The organism is Leptospira venezuelensis (assembly GCF_002150035.1).
Taxonomy (GTDB): Bacteria; Spirochaetota; Leptospiria; order Leptospirales; family Leptospiraceae; genus Leptospira_B; species Leptospira_B venezuelensis.
The window spans coordinates 297,721-316,885 of record NZ_NETS01000006.1; the positions used below are offsets into that span (position 1 = coordinate 297,721).

The 19,165-nt window shown below is 33.0% G+C and carries 22 protein-coding genes; all 22 read right to left on the reverse strand.

What is annotated here, in order from left to right; all coding sequences use genetic code 11:
* Positions 1 to 185: 185 nt before the first annotated feature.
* Positions 186 to 1,028 (reverse strand): rhomboid family protein, encoded by an 843-nt coding sequence (locus tag B1C82_RS01795; RefSeq protein WP_086445895.1) that lies wholly within the window; start codon positions 1,026 to 1,028, stop codon positions 186 to 188.
* Between the two features lie 436 nt (positions 1,029 to 1,464).
* A complete protein-coding gene (locus tag B1C82_RS01800) occupies positions 1,465 to 2,010 on the reverse strand; it encodes a hypothetical protein (protein WP_086445896.1) in 546 nt (181 codons plus the stop codon).
* A gap of 179 nt (positions 2,011 to 2,189) precedes the next feature.
* The gene (locus tag B1C82_RS01805) at positions 2,190 to 2,987 is read right to left on the reverse strand and encodes a hypothetical protein (protein ID WP_086445897.1); all 798 of its coding nucleotides are present in this window, start codon (positions 2,985 to 2,987) and stop codon (positions 2,190 to 2,192) included.
* Positions 2,988 to 3,147: 160 nt separating this feature from the next.
* On the reverse strand, positions 3,148 to 3,570 hold the full coding sequence (locus tag B1C82_RS01810) for a hypothetical protein (protein WP_086445898.1): 423 nt from the start codon (positions 3,568 to 3,570) through the stop codon (positions 3,148 to 3,150).
* 100 nt (positions 3,571 to 3,670) lie between these two features.
* A complete protein-coding gene (locus tag B1C82_RS01815; RefSeq protein WP_086445899.1) occupies positions 3,671 to 4,432 on the reverse strand; it encodes a hypothetical protein in 762 nt (253 codons plus the stop codon).
* Positions 4,433 to 4,518: 86 nt separating this feature from the next.
* Entirely contained in the window at positions 4,519 to 5,445 is a 927-nt protein-coding gene (locus tag B1C82_RS01820) for a hypothetical protein (RefSeq protein WP_086445900.1), read from the reverse strand.
* A gap of 43 nt (positions 5,446 to 5,488) precedes the next feature.
* On the reverse strand, positions 5,489 to 6,334 hold the full coding sequence (locus tag B1C82_RS01825) for an SH3 domain-containing protein (protein WP_234008473.1): 846 nt from the start codon (positions 6,332 to 6,334) through the stop codon (positions 5,489 to 5,491).
* A 225-nt stretch (positions 6,335 to 6,559) separates the two neighbouring features.
* A complete protein-coding gene (locus tag B1C82_RS01830) occupies positions 6,560 to 6,847 on the reverse strand; it encodes a hypothetical protein (RefSeq protein ID WP_086445901.1) in 288 nt (95 codons plus the stop codon).
* A 65-nt stretch (positions 6,848 to 6,912) separates the two neighbouring features.
* Positions 6,913 to 7,491 carry a hypothetical protein gene (locus tag B1C82_RS01835; RefSeq protein WP_086445902.1) on the reverse strand — a complete coding sequence of 193 codons (579 nt, stop codon included), beginning with the start codon at positions 7,489 to 7,491 and terminating at the stop codon, positions 6,913 to 6,915.
* Positions 7,492 to 7,594: 103 nt separating this feature from the next.
* Positions 7,595 to 8,410, reverse strand: coding sequence for a CPBP family intramembrane glutamic endopeptidase (locus B1C82_RS01840; protein WP_086445961.1), 816 nt, complete (start codon positions 8,408 to 8,410; stop codon positions 7,595 to 7,597).
* Between the two features lie 164 nt (positions 8,411 to 8,574).
* Complete coding sequence (locus tag B1C82_RS01845) at positions 8,575 to 9,297, reverse strand: hypothetical protein (protein WP_086445903.1); 723 nt, start codon at positions 9,295 to 9,297, stop codon at positions 8,575 to 8,577.
* A gap of 74 nt (positions 9,298 to 9,371) precedes the next feature.
* A complete protein-coding gene (locus B1C82_RS01850) occupies positions 9,372 to 10,079 on the reverse strand; it encodes a hypothetical protein (protein WP_086445904.1) in 708 nt (235 codons plus the stop codon).
* 138 nt (positions 10,080 to 10,217) lie between these two features.
* Positions 10,218 to 10,793, reverse strand: a complete 576-nt coding sequence (locus B1C82_RS01855; protein ID WP_086445905.1) for a hypothetical protein — start codon at positions 10,791 to 10,793, stop codon at positions 10,218 to 10,220.
* 59 nt (positions 10,794 to 10,852) lie between these two features.
* Positions 10,853 to 11,617, reverse strand: a complete 765-nt coding sequence (locus tag B1C82_RS01860; protein WP_157894082.1) for a hypothetical protein — start codon at positions 11,615 to 11,617, stop codon at positions 10,853 to 10,855.
* An 88-nt stretch (positions 11,618 to 11,705) separates the two neighbouring features.
* Positions 11,706 to 12,449: a M90 family metallopeptidase gene (locus B1C82_RS01865; RefSeq protein WP_086445907.1), complete on the reverse strand. Its 744-nt coding sequence runs from the start codon at positions 12,447 to 12,449 to the stop codon at positions 11,706 to 11,708.
* A 125-nt stretch (positions 12,450 to 12,574) separates the two neighbouring features.
* On the reverse strand, positions 12,575 to 13,294 hold the full coding sequence (locus B1C82_RS01870) for a hypothetical protein (protein ID WP_086445908.1): 720 nt from the start codon (positions 13,292 to 13,294) through the stop codon (positions 12,575 to 12,577).
* A gap of 121 nt (positions 13,295 to 13,415) precedes the next feature.
* Positions 13,416 to 14,084 carry a YiiX family permuted papain-like enzyme gene (locus tag B1C82_RS01875; RefSeq protein ID WP_411550351.1) on the reverse strand — a complete coding sequence of 223 codons (669 nt, stop codon included), beginning with the start codon at positions 14,082 to 14,084 and terminating at the stop codon, positions 13,416 to 13,418.
* An 81-nt stretch (positions 14,085 to 14,165) separates the two neighbouring features.
* Positions 14,166 to 14,549 carry a hypothetical protein gene (locus tag B1C82_RS01880; protein ID WP_086445910.1) on the reverse strand — a complete coding sequence of 128 codons (384 nt, stop codon included), beginning with the start codon at positions 14,547 to 14,549 and terminating at the stop codon, positions 14,166 to 14,168.
* A 402-nt stretch (positions 14,550 to 14,951) separates the two neighbouring features.
* Complete coding sequence (locus B1C82_RS01885) at positions 14,952 to 15,629, reverse strand: hypothetical protein (protein WP_086445911.1); 678 nt, start codon at positions 15,627 to 15,629, stop codon at positions 14,952 to 14,954.
* Positions 15,630 to 15,728: 99 nt separating this feature from the next.
* Positions 15,729 to 16,067: a hypothetical protein gene (locus tag B1C82_RS01890; RefSeq protein WP_086445912.1), complete on the reverse strand. Its 339-nt coding sequence runs from the start codon at positions 16,065 to 16,067 to the stop codon at positions 15,729 to 15,731.
* Between the two features lie 1,416 nt (positions 16,068 to 17,483).
* Entirely contained in the window at positions 17,484 to 17,786 is a 303-nt protein-coding gene (locus B1C82_RS01900) for an RNA recognition motif domain-containing protein (RefSeq protein ID WP_086445914.1), read from the reverse strand.
* A 238-nt stretch (positions 17,787 to 18,024) separates the two neighbouring features.
* Positions 18,025 to 19,053 carry an SH3 domain-containing protein gene (locus B1C82_RS01905; protein WP_157894083.1) on the reverse strand — a complete coding sequence of 343 codons (1,029 nt, stop codon included), beginning with the start codon at positions 19,051 to 19,053 and terminating at the stop codon, positions 18,025 to 18,027.
* Between the last annotated feature and the right edge of the window lie 112 nt (positions 19,054 to 19,165).

Below are 19,165 nucleotides of genomic sequence, written 5' to 3' on the forward strand. Positions count from 1 at the left end.
TTCCCCATCTAATCGAATGTATTGAAGAACTACCTCTTCAGTTGGGGAAAAAGCATAAGACACCTTTAGGTTCCACAAATTTGAGGCGGCTAGTCGCCATAAAACAAATAAGAATGATCAACGATTTCATGAGGCTATGTGAAATTATCGACAATAAGGCTCGGCTTATATTTTATAATTAAGGATTAAATATTTTTTGAAATTTCTTCTAAACGACGCTTGTCCCTTTCTGATAAACTTTCCTGGCCATTTTTGTGTACCTTATCTAGTATTTCATCCAGATCCAATACAATGGCTTCTTTCTTTTCTGCAATCCTACGTTCTTTAATATTTTTTACCATCCGAACAATATCAAAGCCATTAAAACCTTTTTTATATAAATAATGCCCAATTAATAAAATATTAAATGAAATTAATCCTAAAGCTAGTAAGTATCTTTGTTTCACAGTTGCATAACTAATAAAAGTGATCAGTATAATACCGACTATCGCGCCGCCCAAATGAGCATCATGACCGATATTCCCTTTTTTTATTTGCATACCGATATAGGATATAGCAAGGAAGAGATAGGCATATATCCAGTCCGGTATTTCAATTGGTAGTGGTATATGAAAAACAAGTGAGAAAGGTGAAGAGGACAAAATGCATGCAAAAATTAATCCTGAAATCCCTCCAGAAGCCCCCACTGCTCGGTAATCCGGATTTCTCTGATTATTCAACAATCCGAATATTGATCCGCCAAATACTGAGCCGAAATAAATCAGGAGAAGTTTTACAAACCCTTGTTCTTTTTCAAAATCGAATGCGAAAAGTGCAAAAGAAGCCATATTAAAAATTAAATGAGGCCAATCTGCGTGAATAAAAGCCGAGCTTATAACTCTATAATACTGCTTACGAAAAAATACCCCTTCAGTACTGAGAAGATATTTATCTAAGAAACTGCTTGCTGCAATACCCTTGTAAGACCAATAGAGAGTGGTTACAAAAATCAAAATAGAGAAAACTGGTATTTTTTCGTGCATATTCATCTTATATCTTAAATAAACTCTTATTAGGTATTCTATTTCTTATATCCAATTAAAGGAAATAACAGACAATTTATAAAATGTCGGGCGACCAGCACTGCTTAAGAGTTTTTCAAGAATTGCGTTACTGCCGTTAGCTGATATTTGACAATTCAATAGTTAATCAATTATATTCAAGCTTTCTGTCTCTACTAAATATCTGCCACTGTTTACAGGTAAATGAAATGTCACCAAATAATATTTTAGTATTTTCAAGTCCTGAAAAAACGGTGATTAAGCTCAATAAACTGAAGTCAGATATTCATCATATAAAGTTATCTTAATATGTATGATATTTTTCTCCATAAGGCGTTTCAGTTTTTTAAATGAATTTATCGTTTTTATCTTTTCTTGCTAAATGTTCACACTATGTCCAACTCTTGGTGCGATCTTTAGTCTATTAAAATAATATCTCACCATCAAGAGAAAATCGATATAGACGATCATCCCAGCACTTAGCGTAAATTATATTATCTTCTATTTTAAAAACATCAGTCCCATCGCAGGTTGTAAATATATCACTACCCGAATGCTGCCAAATAATTTTCCCAGTAATATCGATCCGAGTAATTTCCAATTCTCCATGAACAATAAATCCATCTGAAATTTCGTAAATCCCAAAGCAGCTTGCACCATCCACTTGCGACCGCCATTGTAATTCAAGGTTTGGGATTGTTAAAGAGAAGACTGAGTCCCCCAGACACAAATACAATAGATCATTTTTGACCAAATAACATTTCTCATGCAATCCGGAGATCCCTGAATTTGCTAAGAGTGTACTATAACTAGAGGAAAATATTCCGAATTTAGTCGAAGCAATGTCATGATTCACGTCAATAATTCGATTGTATGAATACAAATTATCGACTGAAGCGATTCCAAAAGTAGAATCATTAATGATTTTTATCTTCCCTCGCTTAGTTTGTATTTCGAGTTCTTCTATCATACATTTCGATCAAATATTTTATTCTTAAATAATTCAGTATATCTTGTTAGTAAGAAATTTGGCTTTTTTAATTTATTGATGAATGGATTACTACGTTTTAACGTAAAATTCACGATATCAAGAGTTAGTCAACACTCGTGCAAACAATCTTAGCGATAAAGAAGCATGAACGTTTTACTCTAATTTGTATTTTTCTTATCCAACAAAAAGAGCTGTTCGATTTCTTTTTTATCTATTATCTCTACACCGATTGATGGACGACGAATATCTACTCTTAGTACAGCCTCCCGATCTAAAGCTTCACTAAACTGTCCGTCTTTATTGCTATCATATAAGACAGTTATGAAAAGAGTGTTTGATTCAAGAGAATATTCAAAGCTTGTAAAACTTGAATCCAGCGGTATTAACCTAATGTATTTTTTATTAAGGTCAGTTAAGAATAAATCGTCGCGATTCTCAAACTTCTTATCTTTAGACGACTCAATCTGAATCAAAGAAAAATTCACTTTCTCTGGATTATCATTCTCGTATTTGGTTTTTAACTGGTGGTTAGATAAATAAACCGCTTTAACAAACTCTCCCCCATTTTCAAGAAATCTACAGCTATTCGTCTTGAGTTTGCAGACCTTTATATATTTTGAGTCAATTTCGACTTTGGTAAAGTAATTATCATATGCGTATGTAGGTATTTCAAGTAGCGAGTTACTGGGATTTCGATCAGAACTACTACCAAACCCGCTATCATATGATGGCGATTTGATCCCAAAAACTATAAGATATTCCCCTGAATGCTCAAGTACTAAAGGTTTACTATAAGTGAATACACTCTGGGTCGAGTGATTAGATACTTCATGAATGATTTTAATATCCGACTCGTTTCGCAAAAATCGACCTTTGTTTTGTGTAAACACCATACAGTTAATATTTACCAAGATTCCAAAAATCGAGAAAATTCTATAAGCCATAAAGTGATTCATTATTGGCAAACCCTCCATTCTATATCTCAAAGAATAAACTTAAAAGTATCGTCTACCATCTAAGGTGGACCAAAATTGCGATGGAACGAGTTTGCCTAAGCGAGTGTTGTGACAGAAGCGAATATGTTAAGCACGCTTCGATACCACAGTATATTCCCAATCAATAATAGCTACGATTATAAACAATCACCGCATGAGATATATGAAATCCGCTGAACAATATACTTGGCACTAATAAATGCCACTTGGAATAGAGAATATTGAAATAATATTTATTCGCAATAAAAGAAATTCCTATCAACCAAATTATCGGAGTATAAGCAGGTGCAATGAATCCAATTAAGCTCAAACTCCAGTTACCACTTGGAAGAAAAATAAGGATAACCCAGGATAAGTAATACAAACAGCTGCCAATTCCATATGTTATTAAGCCGATTTTGACTTTATCAAATGCCAAATCGTATTTCAAAAAAAGTGGTAAGATAAAAATTATGGTGCGAAAAATATTCTCTCCAAACAACACATATACTGGAATATTATTATTGAATTCGGAAGGTTGATATGCTGCTGGTAATTTCTCCATAAGTAGCACATTCCATATCAAAATAGGAATTAACAGTATATAGCAGTTGGTTAGGATTAAACGCATAAGAACATTCAGTCAGTATAAGTTTTGAATTTCATTATTTTCGGTTATGAGCGGCTGTCTGCAAATCATCAATAAGGAAGTAATTGTTTACTTCTTTAACTTCACTGCCCATATCAGTATCCTGGGTCGGAGTTCCGGTAAAAAACATAACGGGAACTAACTTTGATTTTAAAACTTTGTGCGGAATTTCATCTGTATTTTCTTCAATAATATGATGCTTTATAGTTGCATTTATTAGAATTTCATTACCTTTCCTCGAAATTATTATATCACTAATATCCCACGGGTAACCCCAATAAAGATTTTTTTTCTTTTTAATGACGGGATTAACATTAAATAGAATTTTATGCTTCATGGTTTTGGTATTTAAACAAGCGAGTTTATAATCGCTATAGTCTTCATCCCCATCGAATTCGAATATGTAGATTAGGTTCTCTTTCTGAAGATCCAAATACCAGAAATAATGAAATCCGTCTAACAATTCCGGATCAATAAAGCAGAAATCTAACCTATTCTCCAAATTATAATAGCATACACTTTTATTATCCTTATTCAAAGCCTTCCTAACTAGAAAGATATTTCGAAATCTTTCAAGATTGAAAGAATAGACTACGACCTTTCGTCCATATCTCTTATAAATTTCTTCAGGTATTTTCTCAACTAAAACAGCCGATTGCAAATTAGAAAACTTTCTATCCCCGGATCCAAATATTTTACTCTCTCCTGCATATAAATAGATACTTAGCAGGAGGTAAATGGTCACACTTAAAAAGACGAGATGGTTTAGTTTACCCATAATTAGAATATCCTCGGAGTTTCGCCAAATGGACAAAGCCTAACAATGTATGCAAGCTGCGCGAAGTAGCGACAGTTAGCCGACGTTTACTTAAAATATTGTCTTAATCCTGCTTTATATATTTCTGCGCTCCCGAAGTGACCTTTGCGAACTTCATCTATTTTCACTGAATGAACACTTCTATTACTATAGTCAAATACGACAGGGATCTTCATTTCTTCAAAAGTTTCAGTATCCTCAATCGTTATAAAATAAGAATCGTTGTTAATTTGATCTATTCTCAATATTCTTCCGAATAGATCTTCATACTTCCTTCCAATTATTATTGCTAAAAAATCGTAGTATACTATCGAAATTTCATCTCTTTCTTTCCAAGAGTCATGCCCATCGTCTAAATGCACTATATTTTCGGATAAACAAGTATATCTTGGTGATATCTTCCCATAATTATAATACTTTGGACACATACCTTTAAATTTATTCAGAAACTCGTCATTATATATAAATTTTATATTGTTCGGGGTATTAACAAAGAAAGAAGTAAGCAATGCTATTTGATTATTATAGCTTATAGTTAATAAAGTGCCCATCTTCAAATATTGAACTCTAGTAATCTTAACCTCTCCATTATATGGAATGTGAAACGTTGACTCCTTTGTACAATTTAGATTCTTATCATATTCGTAACAGGGTTTTAAGCCATTCACTTTTGAAACGACAACTGATTCACCAATTTGATATTTTCTTCTATTCTTAAATTTTTCAATGGTATTAGGTAATTTGATTCTACCAACCGTACGATTAAAAATTGCTGAAACTTGGCCCGAAAAAGTGGGGAGATGTTTTTCGACCAACAGAATATTTCCTTTTTCAATTTTCTCAGTCTTATCTGAAAAAATCTTAGGAATTATGAAGTTTATCGTTTCATAAGTATAATATTCTTCATATTCGCTGCTGAATAAGGATTGATGGGGTAAAATCAGAAATATTGTGAATAATAAGGTTTTCTTCATTTTTTAATATTTCACCTAACTACCAAGAAGGTATTCCTATTTTTTAACACCCAGTAGTTTCATGGACTGAAACGGGAACTACAAAGAAATCATTTTCCTTTTCTGAAGAAAGATATAAATGTTGCTCAGATACATTATAATGATTCTTTAAATCAAATATGAAATCTAATTCTCCGTCTCCATCTATATCACCTACTAAAATGAGCGTCGGTATTTCAAATCGTTCTTCCTGAGTATCGATGATCATTTCATCATCATTTTTTCTTAGCACCAATTTATAATTTCTTATCTTGTCTGAATCGACACGAAGCCCACTCGATTTGAGAACATAGTTGTCCTTTCCAAAAGAAAATTTGTATTGTTTTCCTAATTCAATAGAAGAAGGAATGCTCTTCTTATTTACTGCAAAATTTCCATCTTTAAATGGAATTCCTTTAACAAGGACAATCGGGGTGCCTTTTGCGGATACTTGATACCCAGTTTTTACATTCTCATTCTCATCTATGATGGCATCGTAAGCTCTTTTCACATTGATTTGTATAAGTTCGCGAGAATAAAAAATATTTCGATTGTAAATCGCAATCCAATCTTTTTGATCATTCGGATCAAATGGCAATTCGCCACCATGATATAAAAATGGAGATGAAAACACAACTCTGGGTATACATTTTACTAGTCCAGAAAATATCCAACCATCTGATATTTTTAGCCAATTCCCTTCGATTAATTTACTTCTTATCTCTATCTTCGATATTTCTGAAGTGTCATTTTCTTCTATGTGAATCAAAGAAGACTCTACTATCTTACGAACTATTTTCCCTTTTTGACTTGGGACAGACCGAACTAAAACATCAGGATAGATTGTAAAACATGAATCCTTTGGTTCCAAACTTTTAAGGTCTTGCGTAAAGAAATAGTAAGAAATAGATTTTTTACTTTTCGAGTTTTCATAGTTATCGATCGTTCTTTCTGTTAATGCAAAATATTATTACAATAATCTTTTCAGCGACTTATTCAATTTATCGAATGAAAAGTAAAAACAGACAACTTTTTAAACCCGGTTACCAACAGTTAAGGCGTTCCGACGCTTGGACACTATAACTAAAATTCTTTCTTAATAATATCGATATGGAAGTGTGACTGAAGTATTATCTGCGTACGTGAACGCAATTGATCCAAATTTAAGAATAGCTCCTGTAGGACAGCCCTTACTTTTATCTATAGAAATATCGTTTTCCGTTCGAAAAAAGAATAATGACTTGTGTACGCGATAATTGATTTCTTTCGATTTCAGATTACATTCCGCGACAATTTCAACGTCCTCTTTGTCAATCTTAACTACAGTGAAAAATAGAGTAACTAATAATGAAATTGTTAATATGATGATCTTTCTTTTATTCATTTTTTCCTCAAATAATTTTTCAGTTATAGAGTCTAACGAACAAGGCTTGATTCATATTGTTGCAATCAGTCTTTTTCGTTCAATAGTGAGTGAATCTTATTTAGCAAAGAAATTCCAAGTTTTGTTCTCCTCTCGCCTTCCCTAAAGCGAATAAAATTGAAAAAGGCACTTTTTAATTCAAATCTTTTCAATTCTTCATCCAATATTTTCTGAATCTTTGCTTTGTTAGAATGATAGCAAGAAATCTTAGATTGAGTATCACGAAAATAAGATTCATACAGATCAAATGACCTTTGTAATAATATTCTGAGATCTACCATTGTTAATTCTTCAAAAGCACAATAGAATCTGCGAAAGGGAATTTGAATTGAAAAATCATCCTCCCAATCGGATAGCTCAATTGCATTTGGTACAATATCCGAATTCAATTTAATATTTACTTCAGAGTATAAAAGAAGATCTATTAGCTGTTGATACTTTCCTGCAAAAGCATCTAACAGCTCTATTGTAATTGAATAGCATGCTTTTATATTAAGATCAAAAATTCTCTCTCTAGGACCGGCTAAAAATCGCAAGAATAGATTGTTGTCCGATAGATTTACCGAAAAAAATTCCCCATTTTCTATTTCTATTCTATTATTCATATAAAATATTTTAGTCAAACTTTCGGCTAAGACGTAAGACATTCCTATAATAGCAACAACGCAGAAGTACCGACAGTAGTGGAAAGATTCTTTTTGAGTCTACTTAGATCGTTTGCCGATCTAGTTGAGACAAATTTTTCCAATTATTGAGCAGAAGAACGCCAATGGCAAATAAAACTATTAAGAAACCAGTAATATTCATTATGCTTGTATCGACAAAGTCCGATGTAAACACAATGTCTATTGTGCCATGAAATATAGCGACGATGAGTATACTTCCTCGTGTAGAATTAAAAAGCCAAGTCAAAAGTATTGCACCAGTCAATAAGGACATTAACCAGCCAATAATGCCGAAGATCCCCATTTCAACATAACCGGGTCGATAGAAAAAAAGAGGAATATGCCAAACAGCCCAACCTATGGTTAAAATCATCGTTGAAGTAAGTGCTTGAAAACGCTTTTGTAATTTCGGTAAAGCATAACCCCTCCAACCGATTTCTTCTCCGAAACCGAAGGTAAAAATATTATAAAGAGAGAATAAAACGAAATTGAAATTTGGAAACTCTCTACTTATTCCGATTCCTACCAAGTTCACCTCGGATGAGATGATATACTTTGCAAGAACGGCCAGTGCGAGAAGAATAAACGGGCTGAGGATAGCAACAATATACCAGATAAAATTAAATTTCCATATGAACATTTTCGAGAATAAGCTTTTTACACCAGCAAATCCTTGATCAACCATACTAACAATGAATGCGGCAGAGACTGGTCCAATTGCACCAAACGCATGGTGAAAAGGAAATATTGGCAAAAAATTGATTCCAAATTTTGGCAAATATAAAGGGAGCCAAATCGTCCATGAGATAAAATAGCTTAAGAAGAAGAACAAAAATATTGATTTAATATAATCTTTCATACATAGATTTAGATAAATACTATAAAGAATAAAGTCGAACAAAATTTCGGCTAACGACCAAGCGGTTTCGACGTTTGTTATGTATCACATCTCATTTCAGGCAAAGGGAAGCTCAATTTAGATATTTTGTAACGTCTACACTTAATTCTTCTAACGCAAAGTGCTTATACAGATAATCTAAATAATCTAATTGTAAATAGTATCATCCATAACATTAATAATAAACCTCCCGGTACTGCGAGCAATGTTGCTATACTCTCAACACCGAAATTTAAGTTTATCAGTAGAATATAGACTAACATAACGATACTTCCAACTATTCCTATCCATGCATTTAATTTTCCAAATATTCCACTTTTCAGCATCGCTATTGACATTAATACGTTTGCTATTGTTGGAATGGAAAACCCTAAAAATACTGCCGGGCTCCCATGTCTCCCCTGCGCAAGCAGTGCTTCGCCAGCTACCGAATATAATAGTCTTTGTGACTCATTCGTAGTATCAAAATATTTCTCACTTAATTCTAACATAGATAACGCGACATTAGCTGATACCAAAATACTACTTCCAAATGTAAAAAGAATAAAAGCAAATAAACTCAATGCATACTCTTTCTCTCTTTGTACAACAAATAAGGTGAAGTACGATGGAAGTAATAAAATTTGAACAATCACATTCAATAAATCGAGATTGTATAAACCTAAAAATACATTTGAATGCAATTCATGAAATCTTTCTATCGCCGTTTGAGGGAATTTTAATAAACTCCCTCCGATAGTTATTCCGGCAACAACATCTATTGATATTCCAAGCAATGCAATTATTGTAAAAATAGCCCCAAATAAGAATACACTATTGGAATGATGCCTAACTAATTCTTTTTCCATATAACCCAATAGATCTTCATTCTTTATGATACAATTGCGCCTTGTCTTGCGCAGGAAGGCTAAAATTCTGCTTTTTATTTACCTACTTCATCAAGAAAGCTGAACACTTTAGATAACTTACAAAAAGGTAAACTTGCAAAAAAGAGAAATTTATTTTCGTTATTCGCCGTTCCATATAAACACACCATACCAAACGGAGCACCAACTGAATGAATTGTTCCGGCTATTAAATCATACGAAAAAGCAAATGGATACCATACCATATTAACATTTTTACGATTACTAAAATATATACTACTAATACTAATATGCGAATTTATATCATCCACTGTGATATCCTGTAGTCTGTAATATTTGAACTTAATTTCTTTATCCACAAGTGTCGGAATTTCTATATTTATATGAGCATATTCATATCTATTTTTATTCCAAATATTTTGATTTATCTCTTTAAATACTGCCATTCTACTTTTGATTAAAGGATCACATTCTGAAAAAATAATACCTGTCGGCCAAGGATAATCTCCCAATTCAACTTTTCCTGGAGGAACTCTAATAACTCCGCAAACATTGTTAATTAGTTTCAAATCCTTTTCAATATCTGCTTCAACGATTAACGTATTCTTCGCAGATTGCTTTAACGAAATCAAATTGATAATTCGGTAATTGATTTCAGGTTGAATGATCGACTTTTTGACGGTACGCGTCATACCAAAATTATAGCAAGAAACTAAGGAAACAGCGACAAACATGATTAATATAAGTTGTGTTGAAAATCTCATAATTAGGTCATTTATCTACTGTGTATAACGTCCAAGACTTGGCAATGTTTGCGATAAAACGAATTAGCAAATGCGAAACAAAAGTTGTGAAATGATCTCGAAACGACGCGGACGTGCAAGCAATTAGGCGACGTTGGTTTATTTAAAAGAGTTAAAATGCCATTGAGCACATGAATTATCTTTAGCATTAAGATCGTAAGTGGGTTCACAAACTGGTGATCCGGAAATTGCTTTTTCAATTAATTCCTTATTTTCCTTTATATATGCATTTTTCGATCTATACGCTTTGAATATTAATTTACCGTTCAGAAAATAGATTATCGCATAATTTTCCATCAGGTTCTTATATAATGCTATCTTATTAGATTTCGAATAAATAGTTGGATGCCCATGAATCATATAATACCTATTTGTATACGATTCTAAAATATTCTTATCGACTTCATTTTCATTGATACCATAAGAAAGCAATAATGGCTTATTTAATTCCAATTCTAATTTTACAACCTTGTCATCCAAATCAAGTGTATACTGAAGAACTCTCGATCCTTTAGTACATGTTAATACATCTTTCATGTCTTCAGAACAATTCTCATACTTTATTAAATATGTTCTTGGAGCATTAAGTCCCGCGGAGTTCAGCGGTCCAAAATCCGGATGAACCTGGGAGAAAATCGCAATGGGGAAACAAAATAAAAATATAAATAACTTCATCTGCCTATCCTTTTATGGAAAATGTAATCAATCAAAGCTGTACGCTGCAAAGTGGATATTTATTTTATATAACCACCAAAAATCCAGACTCTGCTAGTATATTTATCTGAGACGGAGCAAGAAGCATACCAATCGAGATCTTGTTGAGCGAAATACCAATAATCTTCTATGTTATTAATTCTCTCTTTCTCCATAGACCTAGCATATAAGAGCAATTCTTGACCTTTAGGAAAATAAGGGATTTCGCGATAGCCATCGTCAGGACCTTGAGAACAATTGTAACTTTTAGATTTTATCGAAGGCTTTTCTCTTATCATTATATTAGTTGTAGCAACCACTTTACGAGGTTCAATAATCATCGATTCAGTATCTTTAATCTTGATAATTGTTCCGACTGGTTTTGGGTTTCCATAATAAGTAGATTGTCCACATCTTAACGATTCTGAATAGAAAGGATCTGGAGATTCTGGAATTAATTTACATAATTTCTTTTCAACAAACTTCTCAACAGGACATGAAGGATTTCTCTTTGCATTTAAAGTCAAAATTCCATTTACTAAAGTATACTTTCCCGAATTAATTATTCCGCATCCTTCACCTACAAATTCTTCGGTATAGCTCCCATCTTCCTTAAATACCATAAGATTTCCGTATGTGAAAAGCCTGCCGTAATTGGACCAATCATTCTTAATTAGCTTATCTTTCGTCAAAATACTGAACGCAATATTTGGCTCTTCCTTTGGTATACTTTTATTCCTAAGACTAATTTCGTCTTTTGCACAATTACATAAGCACAAAATGATAATTAGCATAAGTTTTCTCATGCGTTTTTAATTCCTCATCTTTGAGAATATCAACCAAGATGTTCTGATGTCCTCAACGGCTCAAGCTCGAGCATGCAAGCACCGACAGTTATGCGTTGGTCAAAAGTTTCTCAGGGTATTCTTTATAAAAGTTGTTTAATACACCGAATACTTGGGGTTTCTTAGTTAATAAATCATCTGGCTTTTCAAAATATAGTTCTGAAAGGTAAGCGAAAAGTTCAGTCTCATCCCCAATATAGCCCAATGAATCAAAGACTTCCCTCTTTATTTCTGGGAAATTATTAATTAATAATTTTATCCAACTTTGATAGAAACTTTCACTTTCTAATCGAGGAATTCCATTAAAATTCCCGGAAGATAAATCAATAACATGTGTAAATTCATGAGTAACTACACAATCACCATCTTCCGGATTTTTGAACCCTCTTTCAACTGCCCGCCAGGATAATCCAACCATACCTTGATCTCCGGTAACACCATCGACAAAGCTTGAAAATTCTTCTGTTTTAAAGGCTGAAGGAAATACGACAATCGTATGTATTGAATCGAAATGATGCAAACCGATATTTTTTATCAATCTTACGGCTAAACAGGAAATGGTATATTCATGCGACTTACTAATTTGAAAACCATTAGCACCAATAAATTTTTTGGATATTACGAAATGCTGAATAAGAGCGTTAATTCTCTTTCTTTCAACATTATTTAACCTATTATAATAATCTATTTCCTTATCTAGAAAAGTTACCCAAATTTTTGGAAGATTAATAAAATAGACGTAAGGACGAAGCAATACTCTTCTAATGAATCCGAGAAAATAATTTGATTTCATATAGTATTTTACAAGTTGCGTCTAACAATCAATCCTTGGCGTCATTCGCAACAACATAAATTTGCTCATGCAAGTGCAGTCACAGACTCAGAAACACCGACAGTTAAATAAAGTGCTCAAATCGATCAGTTTGGTTCCGATCGAAAATAAAGTTTCTGCCACTCGCGAATAAGAAGTAGAACAAAAATTAAATATCCAATTACTAAGAACAAATTAAGAAACGAATATAGAGAAGAATTTGAATATTCCGGGTAAACTAATAACCTAATTAATTCAATCAAAACACTCAAAGCAGCTACGATAGCAATAATTTTAATCACAGATTTATTAAAGAAGAGAATCCTCAATTTATCAAAAAAAGCATCAAAGCTCCGCGACCCAATCACAACAACTAATCCTATGATGTAAAGAAATTCTGCTGTATTTCGAAAGATAACCAAAATAGGATCTCTTAAAATAGAGTACATTGCATCTACATTCTTTACGGACTCCATTCTACCAATAACAGAAGAATTAAGAATATATACTGATGGAAGAAAAATAAATAATCCAAAGATAAATTGATATTTCATATTGAGCCAAAAGAAATTTGAGAGCGAAATATCACCTTTATATTGACCGACTGAAGTCAAATCATAAAATATTCTAAACAATAAATATATATTATATATTATTAATGCTGCAAACGCCATAAAAATGATCGCAAAGAGAAATTTATAAATAGCGCTATCTTTTGTTAGTTCAAGAAGAGGCACTATAGACAATAGGACCGTTAAGGAAATACACAATTTCCATACTAATATATTCCGTATAATTTGATTAAGTAAATCAACAAATAACTTCATTAAATTTCCTTTGATTAATAAATATCATTTTGCCAAAATTAAAGTTGAGAGCATTTCGTCCAGTGGCCAACGCTTGGCAACGCTCCGTAATTTCATAGGACTTGCTGCAAAATTGCCAACCCTATTTGTGATTAATCACCGTTACTAATTCCGGCGACTCGAACATATCAATAGGTGAAATAACAGGTTCAGAGTATGGAATGCTATTTCCATACCTCTTTTTCATTAATTGCTGTACAACTGGATACGAAAGATCGAAATCTTTTAAAGTTTTTAATTCTCCTAATTTTATCCCGGCATATTTGTCATATAACTTCCAGATAAGTTCAGTACAATATATTAAGTTATCATCCCAGCCAAAGTAGATGTCATAGTGTTTACCTAATAGTGAATTCCCGTATTTTTTCATTTGTGCTAACTTCTCTTCGGTAAGAATATTCTCTCTATTTTTTATTCTTTTAATCACATAATGCCCTTTTTGGCTGCGTTTAATGAAAGAAGATAAAGGAGAGATTTTTACTGGCTCGACTGCCTCCAAAACTTTGAATTCATTTTTATATTTAAAAATTATACCAGCATGAGTGTATCGAGATTTTGTCGCTAATTTGATCGCTCTAGCTTGTTCTGAATTAGATTCATGAAATATGATATCGCCTTCCATTAGCTTTTGAGATAATTCATCATTTGCCCACATAGCAGGCGACAAAATAAAGAACAACAGAATTGAAAATATAAGTATAAGTTTATTCATTATTAACCTTTTATAAAGACGTTTTAGGAAATTTCGCATAGTGATCTCAAAGCAATAAGAAACATCGACAGTTTGCCCTGGCGTTTTCTATTTTCTATTACAATTCTCTTCAAATTATTTTTAAAGTACAATTGATCCGTAAATTCCCATTGCTATAGCAAGAATGATTAATTTAATTTGGTATGCTAATATTAATATTCCAACAATTAGCAAGATAAAATGTAATTTGAAAGGAGGTTTTTTATAATTAGAATCACCCTCAGAATATTTAATTCTTATGGACTCGGACTTATATAATGACAGAAATATATAAGAAAGAAATGTTAAGAAAAAGAACTTTACTAACGAAAGAATGATATTTGATTCTGCTTTACCAAATCCTGAATCTTCCATTAGCGTGCAGATTAACGCAAATGGACTGTAAACTATTATTGAAGAAAAGAAAGATTTAGTAAAACTTTTCTTTTCAGCTTCGATTTCCTGTTCTAAATCATTATTATTCATTCTTTGCTCGGTTAAATAGATTTTAAACGTGTGGCATTTCTATCGATTGAATAACGATCAAGTTGTTCCGACGATCGCGTTTGGTACGAGTTTGTATGAGAAAGCGCAGTTGCAATTAAAATAAACAATTACTTACTTTATCAAGATAACGACATTGTGAAGGAAAATACGGAAACTTAAATTCGGTTTTAATCTCATTCCAATAGATCTGCGCTACTTGTTTCTTATTAACAGCAAACCCCGCTGGATCATTTGCTTTACAATATTTTTCAAGTAAAGACTTATTAAATTGTACAACCGAAAAGCGGCAGAATTAATAGAATGATCTTTTTTATCATAAAAGATTATACGATGTCCGCCTAACCACAAAGGTATTACTACATTATGCGAAAAACATTATTATTAATGCCAAACTCCGCAATTAAAGAACTCTATTTCTAATATAGTCATTTCTATTTCTTCAATATTTCTTTTTAAGTGCTTAATATAGAAAGAACCATCTGGATAGAATATCCATAACGCAATTATCTTTCCTTTATTAATTAATTTACACTGAGTTTCAGAACATGAAACTGGATTCAATATCTCAATTTGATCTTTGCTTGATCCTTTATATGCGTTAAAAACTATGCCGTATTCTAAAAATTCTGATTTTAAGGTTAGCGATTCGTCTGCTTTACAAGTATAAGATTTTTCAATATACTTACTCACAATTCTGCGATTATATGAATTAATATACATTGAGCCATATTTATTTGGCAATTCCGTGATAGAACGGGCTTTATCGGAAGGATAAATACGAATAATATTATCGCCTCGAATTAGTTCTATCATATCTACTGAATAATAATTTTTAAGTGCTTCAATGATATCTTCTTTTCTATATTTTTCTATACAGGATGCTTTTTGCTTACAGTAAAATACTTTGGTAATAATATCATAAGGAAGCAAATCATCCCCACTCTCCTCCATTAGCACATATCCAAGTCCCTTAACAAAAGTACCGCTCAGATCCCGCGCTAAAAGGTCGTTAAACACAATGAAAGTTAATAGAACAATATATATTAATTTAAATGCCATCTAGTAACGCTTTCCCATAAAGACCAATACTTGACTACATTGTGCGATATTGAACTCGAAGCGATGTGGAAGCCCGTAAGTTAGGCGCCGAAGCATATATTATTGAGATGATTCCCGCTCTTCTTCGATTGGTTCTGATAGAGCCTTACTTGCTTTCACTATATCAAGTGTACCTGCTATCATAAATGAAGCCAATACGGATGCGCAAAAGTAGATTAAAACGGCTAAAATAAGTTCCTTTTGAATCTTCAAAAGAATTTCTTCATCTATTATCTGGTCTGCATCTGTTAAATAATCGTAGTCATCATAAAATGATTTTGCCTGTCTAAATTCCCAATTCTTTATAAAGCCGTCATTTATTTGCATGTACTTTGCATAACTATCAATATCTGAGGAGCCAGATAAAAAGAAAAATACGTAAAAAATAAATATTTTCATTAACGAGTATAAACTAATTTCTTTCTAAAATTGAATTAAAAAAACTATATTTCGAATTTAATGAGTTTTTTTTACTGAAATTCTATTTTAGTACGCTGGCGCCTAACGACCATGGCTTGACGACATTGGCGCGCTGAATGTAATGAAGACAAACACGAAAATTGCTTTTGCAATTCGAATAACTTAGCCAATGTGCTGGAGGTTAAGCGAGAGTGCCGAGCGGTGCGGAGGCACCGATAATTAACCGCCGTGCCATTTTCAATAAACTTATTGATCTGTTATATATGAAATCTCTGTATTAATAATTTCGAAAAAGGATTTCTTGAACCTTTTGTCTGAACTACTATTTTCTATTATCTCTTTAATCCAAGGCGAATTTTTGACTTCAGAAAATCTATATCAGAGCAAATTGAATTTAGCTAATTCATGAAACCCAAGTCCTTCATCAATAGGATAGCCAAATTTAGATAGATAGGTACTTTCAAATTTAAGGCCATAAATATTCATACCATCTGAATCAAGAAAAAGATACGTGTCACTTTGGGTATGAAGAAGAAAGCCTTTATACATAAACTTATATTCTCTTGCTAATTTAAGTTCAATCAGTTGCGCAGACAAGACAGTCTACCACTCTTAAATTTAATGGAGATATATTTCAAGAAATTCGGGGTCCGAAATCGATAATCGACCATTCGTATTATTTCCTTTTTAGGTTTTTAAGACCACTCAAACTTCAGTTACTTCTTTTTACAAAGATCGAAGTAGAAATTTTTGAATTTACACATTCTATCTAAAAATCAACTCGTTCGGACAAGTTTAGAGAGACATCCGTCTTAGAAATAGAATATTTTTTGCCGTAATACTTATCCATTTCACTAAGATTTTCAATAGATGTCGTCTAACGTATAAGCTATTCCGACGTTTTGCGAGTGCGGAGGTACCGACAGTTAGGCGTAGTGTGGATAGGACGTAGGCAGATGATTCAAAGACTGATAGAAAGTTTTTGAAATTATGGATTTAGATGCTTAAGCGCATTGCGAACATATTGTTCCTTTTCTGGCAAAGGGACCTTATTATTTTTTTTTCTTCATTGCGAATCTTACGTTTTTCGAGTTTTTCCTGTCTAATTTCCTTCTTTTTAATTTCGCGTTGCCTTTTCACAAAGGACAAGTTACCTTTTTGGGCCATACAGCTCTCCTGTTAAATGAAAATCGACTTTTGCTCTAGGATTTGTATAGGGCTTAAAAAAAGAAGATAGAAAGGATATAAAGGCTTCGTTAGAAAAGTGATCGACTTAACCAGAAAAAAGCCAGAGTTTTTTGGATTAATAATCCTCTTGCTGCCATTTTTCTAGCACTTTAGATAGCACGCGATAGACAAGAGGACTATTGATTTTAATTACAAATGATAGTATGCTTACCAGCGATCGCGCTGAAACTTCTTATTTCCATTTCTGTTGCGGTCAGATCTTGATTTATCTTCAGCAACTGAAACTACGATATTGCGACCGTCTAAATCTTTACCGTTGAGCTCTGAAACAGCTGCATTCGCAGAATTTTGATCCGCAAAGGTAACAAAGCCGAACCCTCTTGATCTTCCAGTTTCACGATCTACTACTATATTGGCTTCTTGAACAGCGCCATGGGTTTCAAACGCTTGGCGTAAGGTTAGATCAGTGGTTGACCAGCTAAGGCCACCTACAAACAATTTAGATGACATGAATTTTATCCTCGTTCCATACAGAGGCTACGAATAGTCCATATGAAAATTTTATTTAGATCAGTACGGGCTTGCAGTTAAAACAGAACGAGTAAAGAGCTTTAATGACACTATATTTTTTGAATCAAAATCCGACAAGGAACATTTAACTCAAGTTAAAAAAAGCGGATCATCATAAAGAGGCTATCTCCGAGCGGAGCGGAAGCACTGACAATTAGGCGTAGTCGATTATTTTTGATTACTTCTTGAATGGTTTCGTTTTTCTAGCGGCTTTGAATTTAGTAATAAATTTCTCAGGGATTCCTTGATTCTCGTAAGTCTCAAATACTGGATCATTATAGGGATCTTTGATAATTACAAAAACTTCAGATATAAATTTTGGAGGAATACAGTTCTCAGTATTGTTTTTTGAAATACACTGTTCTATTACCTTTTCTGAACAATCACCTAATTTTTTGTGGATATAAATTTCATTATCAGCGTCAGATATTCTGATTTTATTGTAATCTATACTACCTGATTCAATAAAACAATAAGGAGTTGTGTCAGTAGCTGAAGCGTATAAAGTAATAGATTTTTGAACACCAATTATGGACACCGCTGGCTCCGGCATTGCACAACATCCATAGCAATATTGAATATTACCTTCGATCAACCGCCCCTGTTCGAATATCCCCGACACATGAAAGTTCTTCTCATCGGGAATTATTAATTCGCCTGCCTTATTCTTTTTATAAATAGTATGTGTAGAATAGTCTGATGAAAATCCTGCATCAAATAACTCACCTTCTGGATACGCTATTAATTTTTTGAATAAAAAATTATCATCTCCTGTATAGTATTCATTATTCTCTTTCACTAACATGGATTGTATTTTGTTCTTACTAGAAATTTGCCTAAATGGCTGAATCGCGAATGCTTCATATGAACTTGAGCTATATTCATTAAACCTTCGAGTAAAAGTTGTGCTGCTATTCGAATATAAAACATGACCCGAGAAAATATATCCTGCCCTATCGTTTACATAAACCTCTAACCATTTACCTTTATATCCTGATATCTCAACTTGTTCCCCGACGAATTTAAGAATATTGCCCGTTGTGCCACGGGGTAAATTAGTAATGCGTTCAAATTGTTGCCCGGGGCCATTTCTTAATATTAAGCCGCTTGGAGCCGTTACCTTAAAATAGCCTTGTATCTTATTCTTTTCCTGAAAACTAAGACATCCGCAGAATATCAAATAGATTATTAATATTATTTTCTTCACTATAGTACCCAATTCAATGATCGATTACACATAACGACCAAGGTGTTCCTACGTTTCACGAGTGCGAAAGCACTTGGCACGAGCTTGCCACTGAAAGTGCAGTGACAAAGCG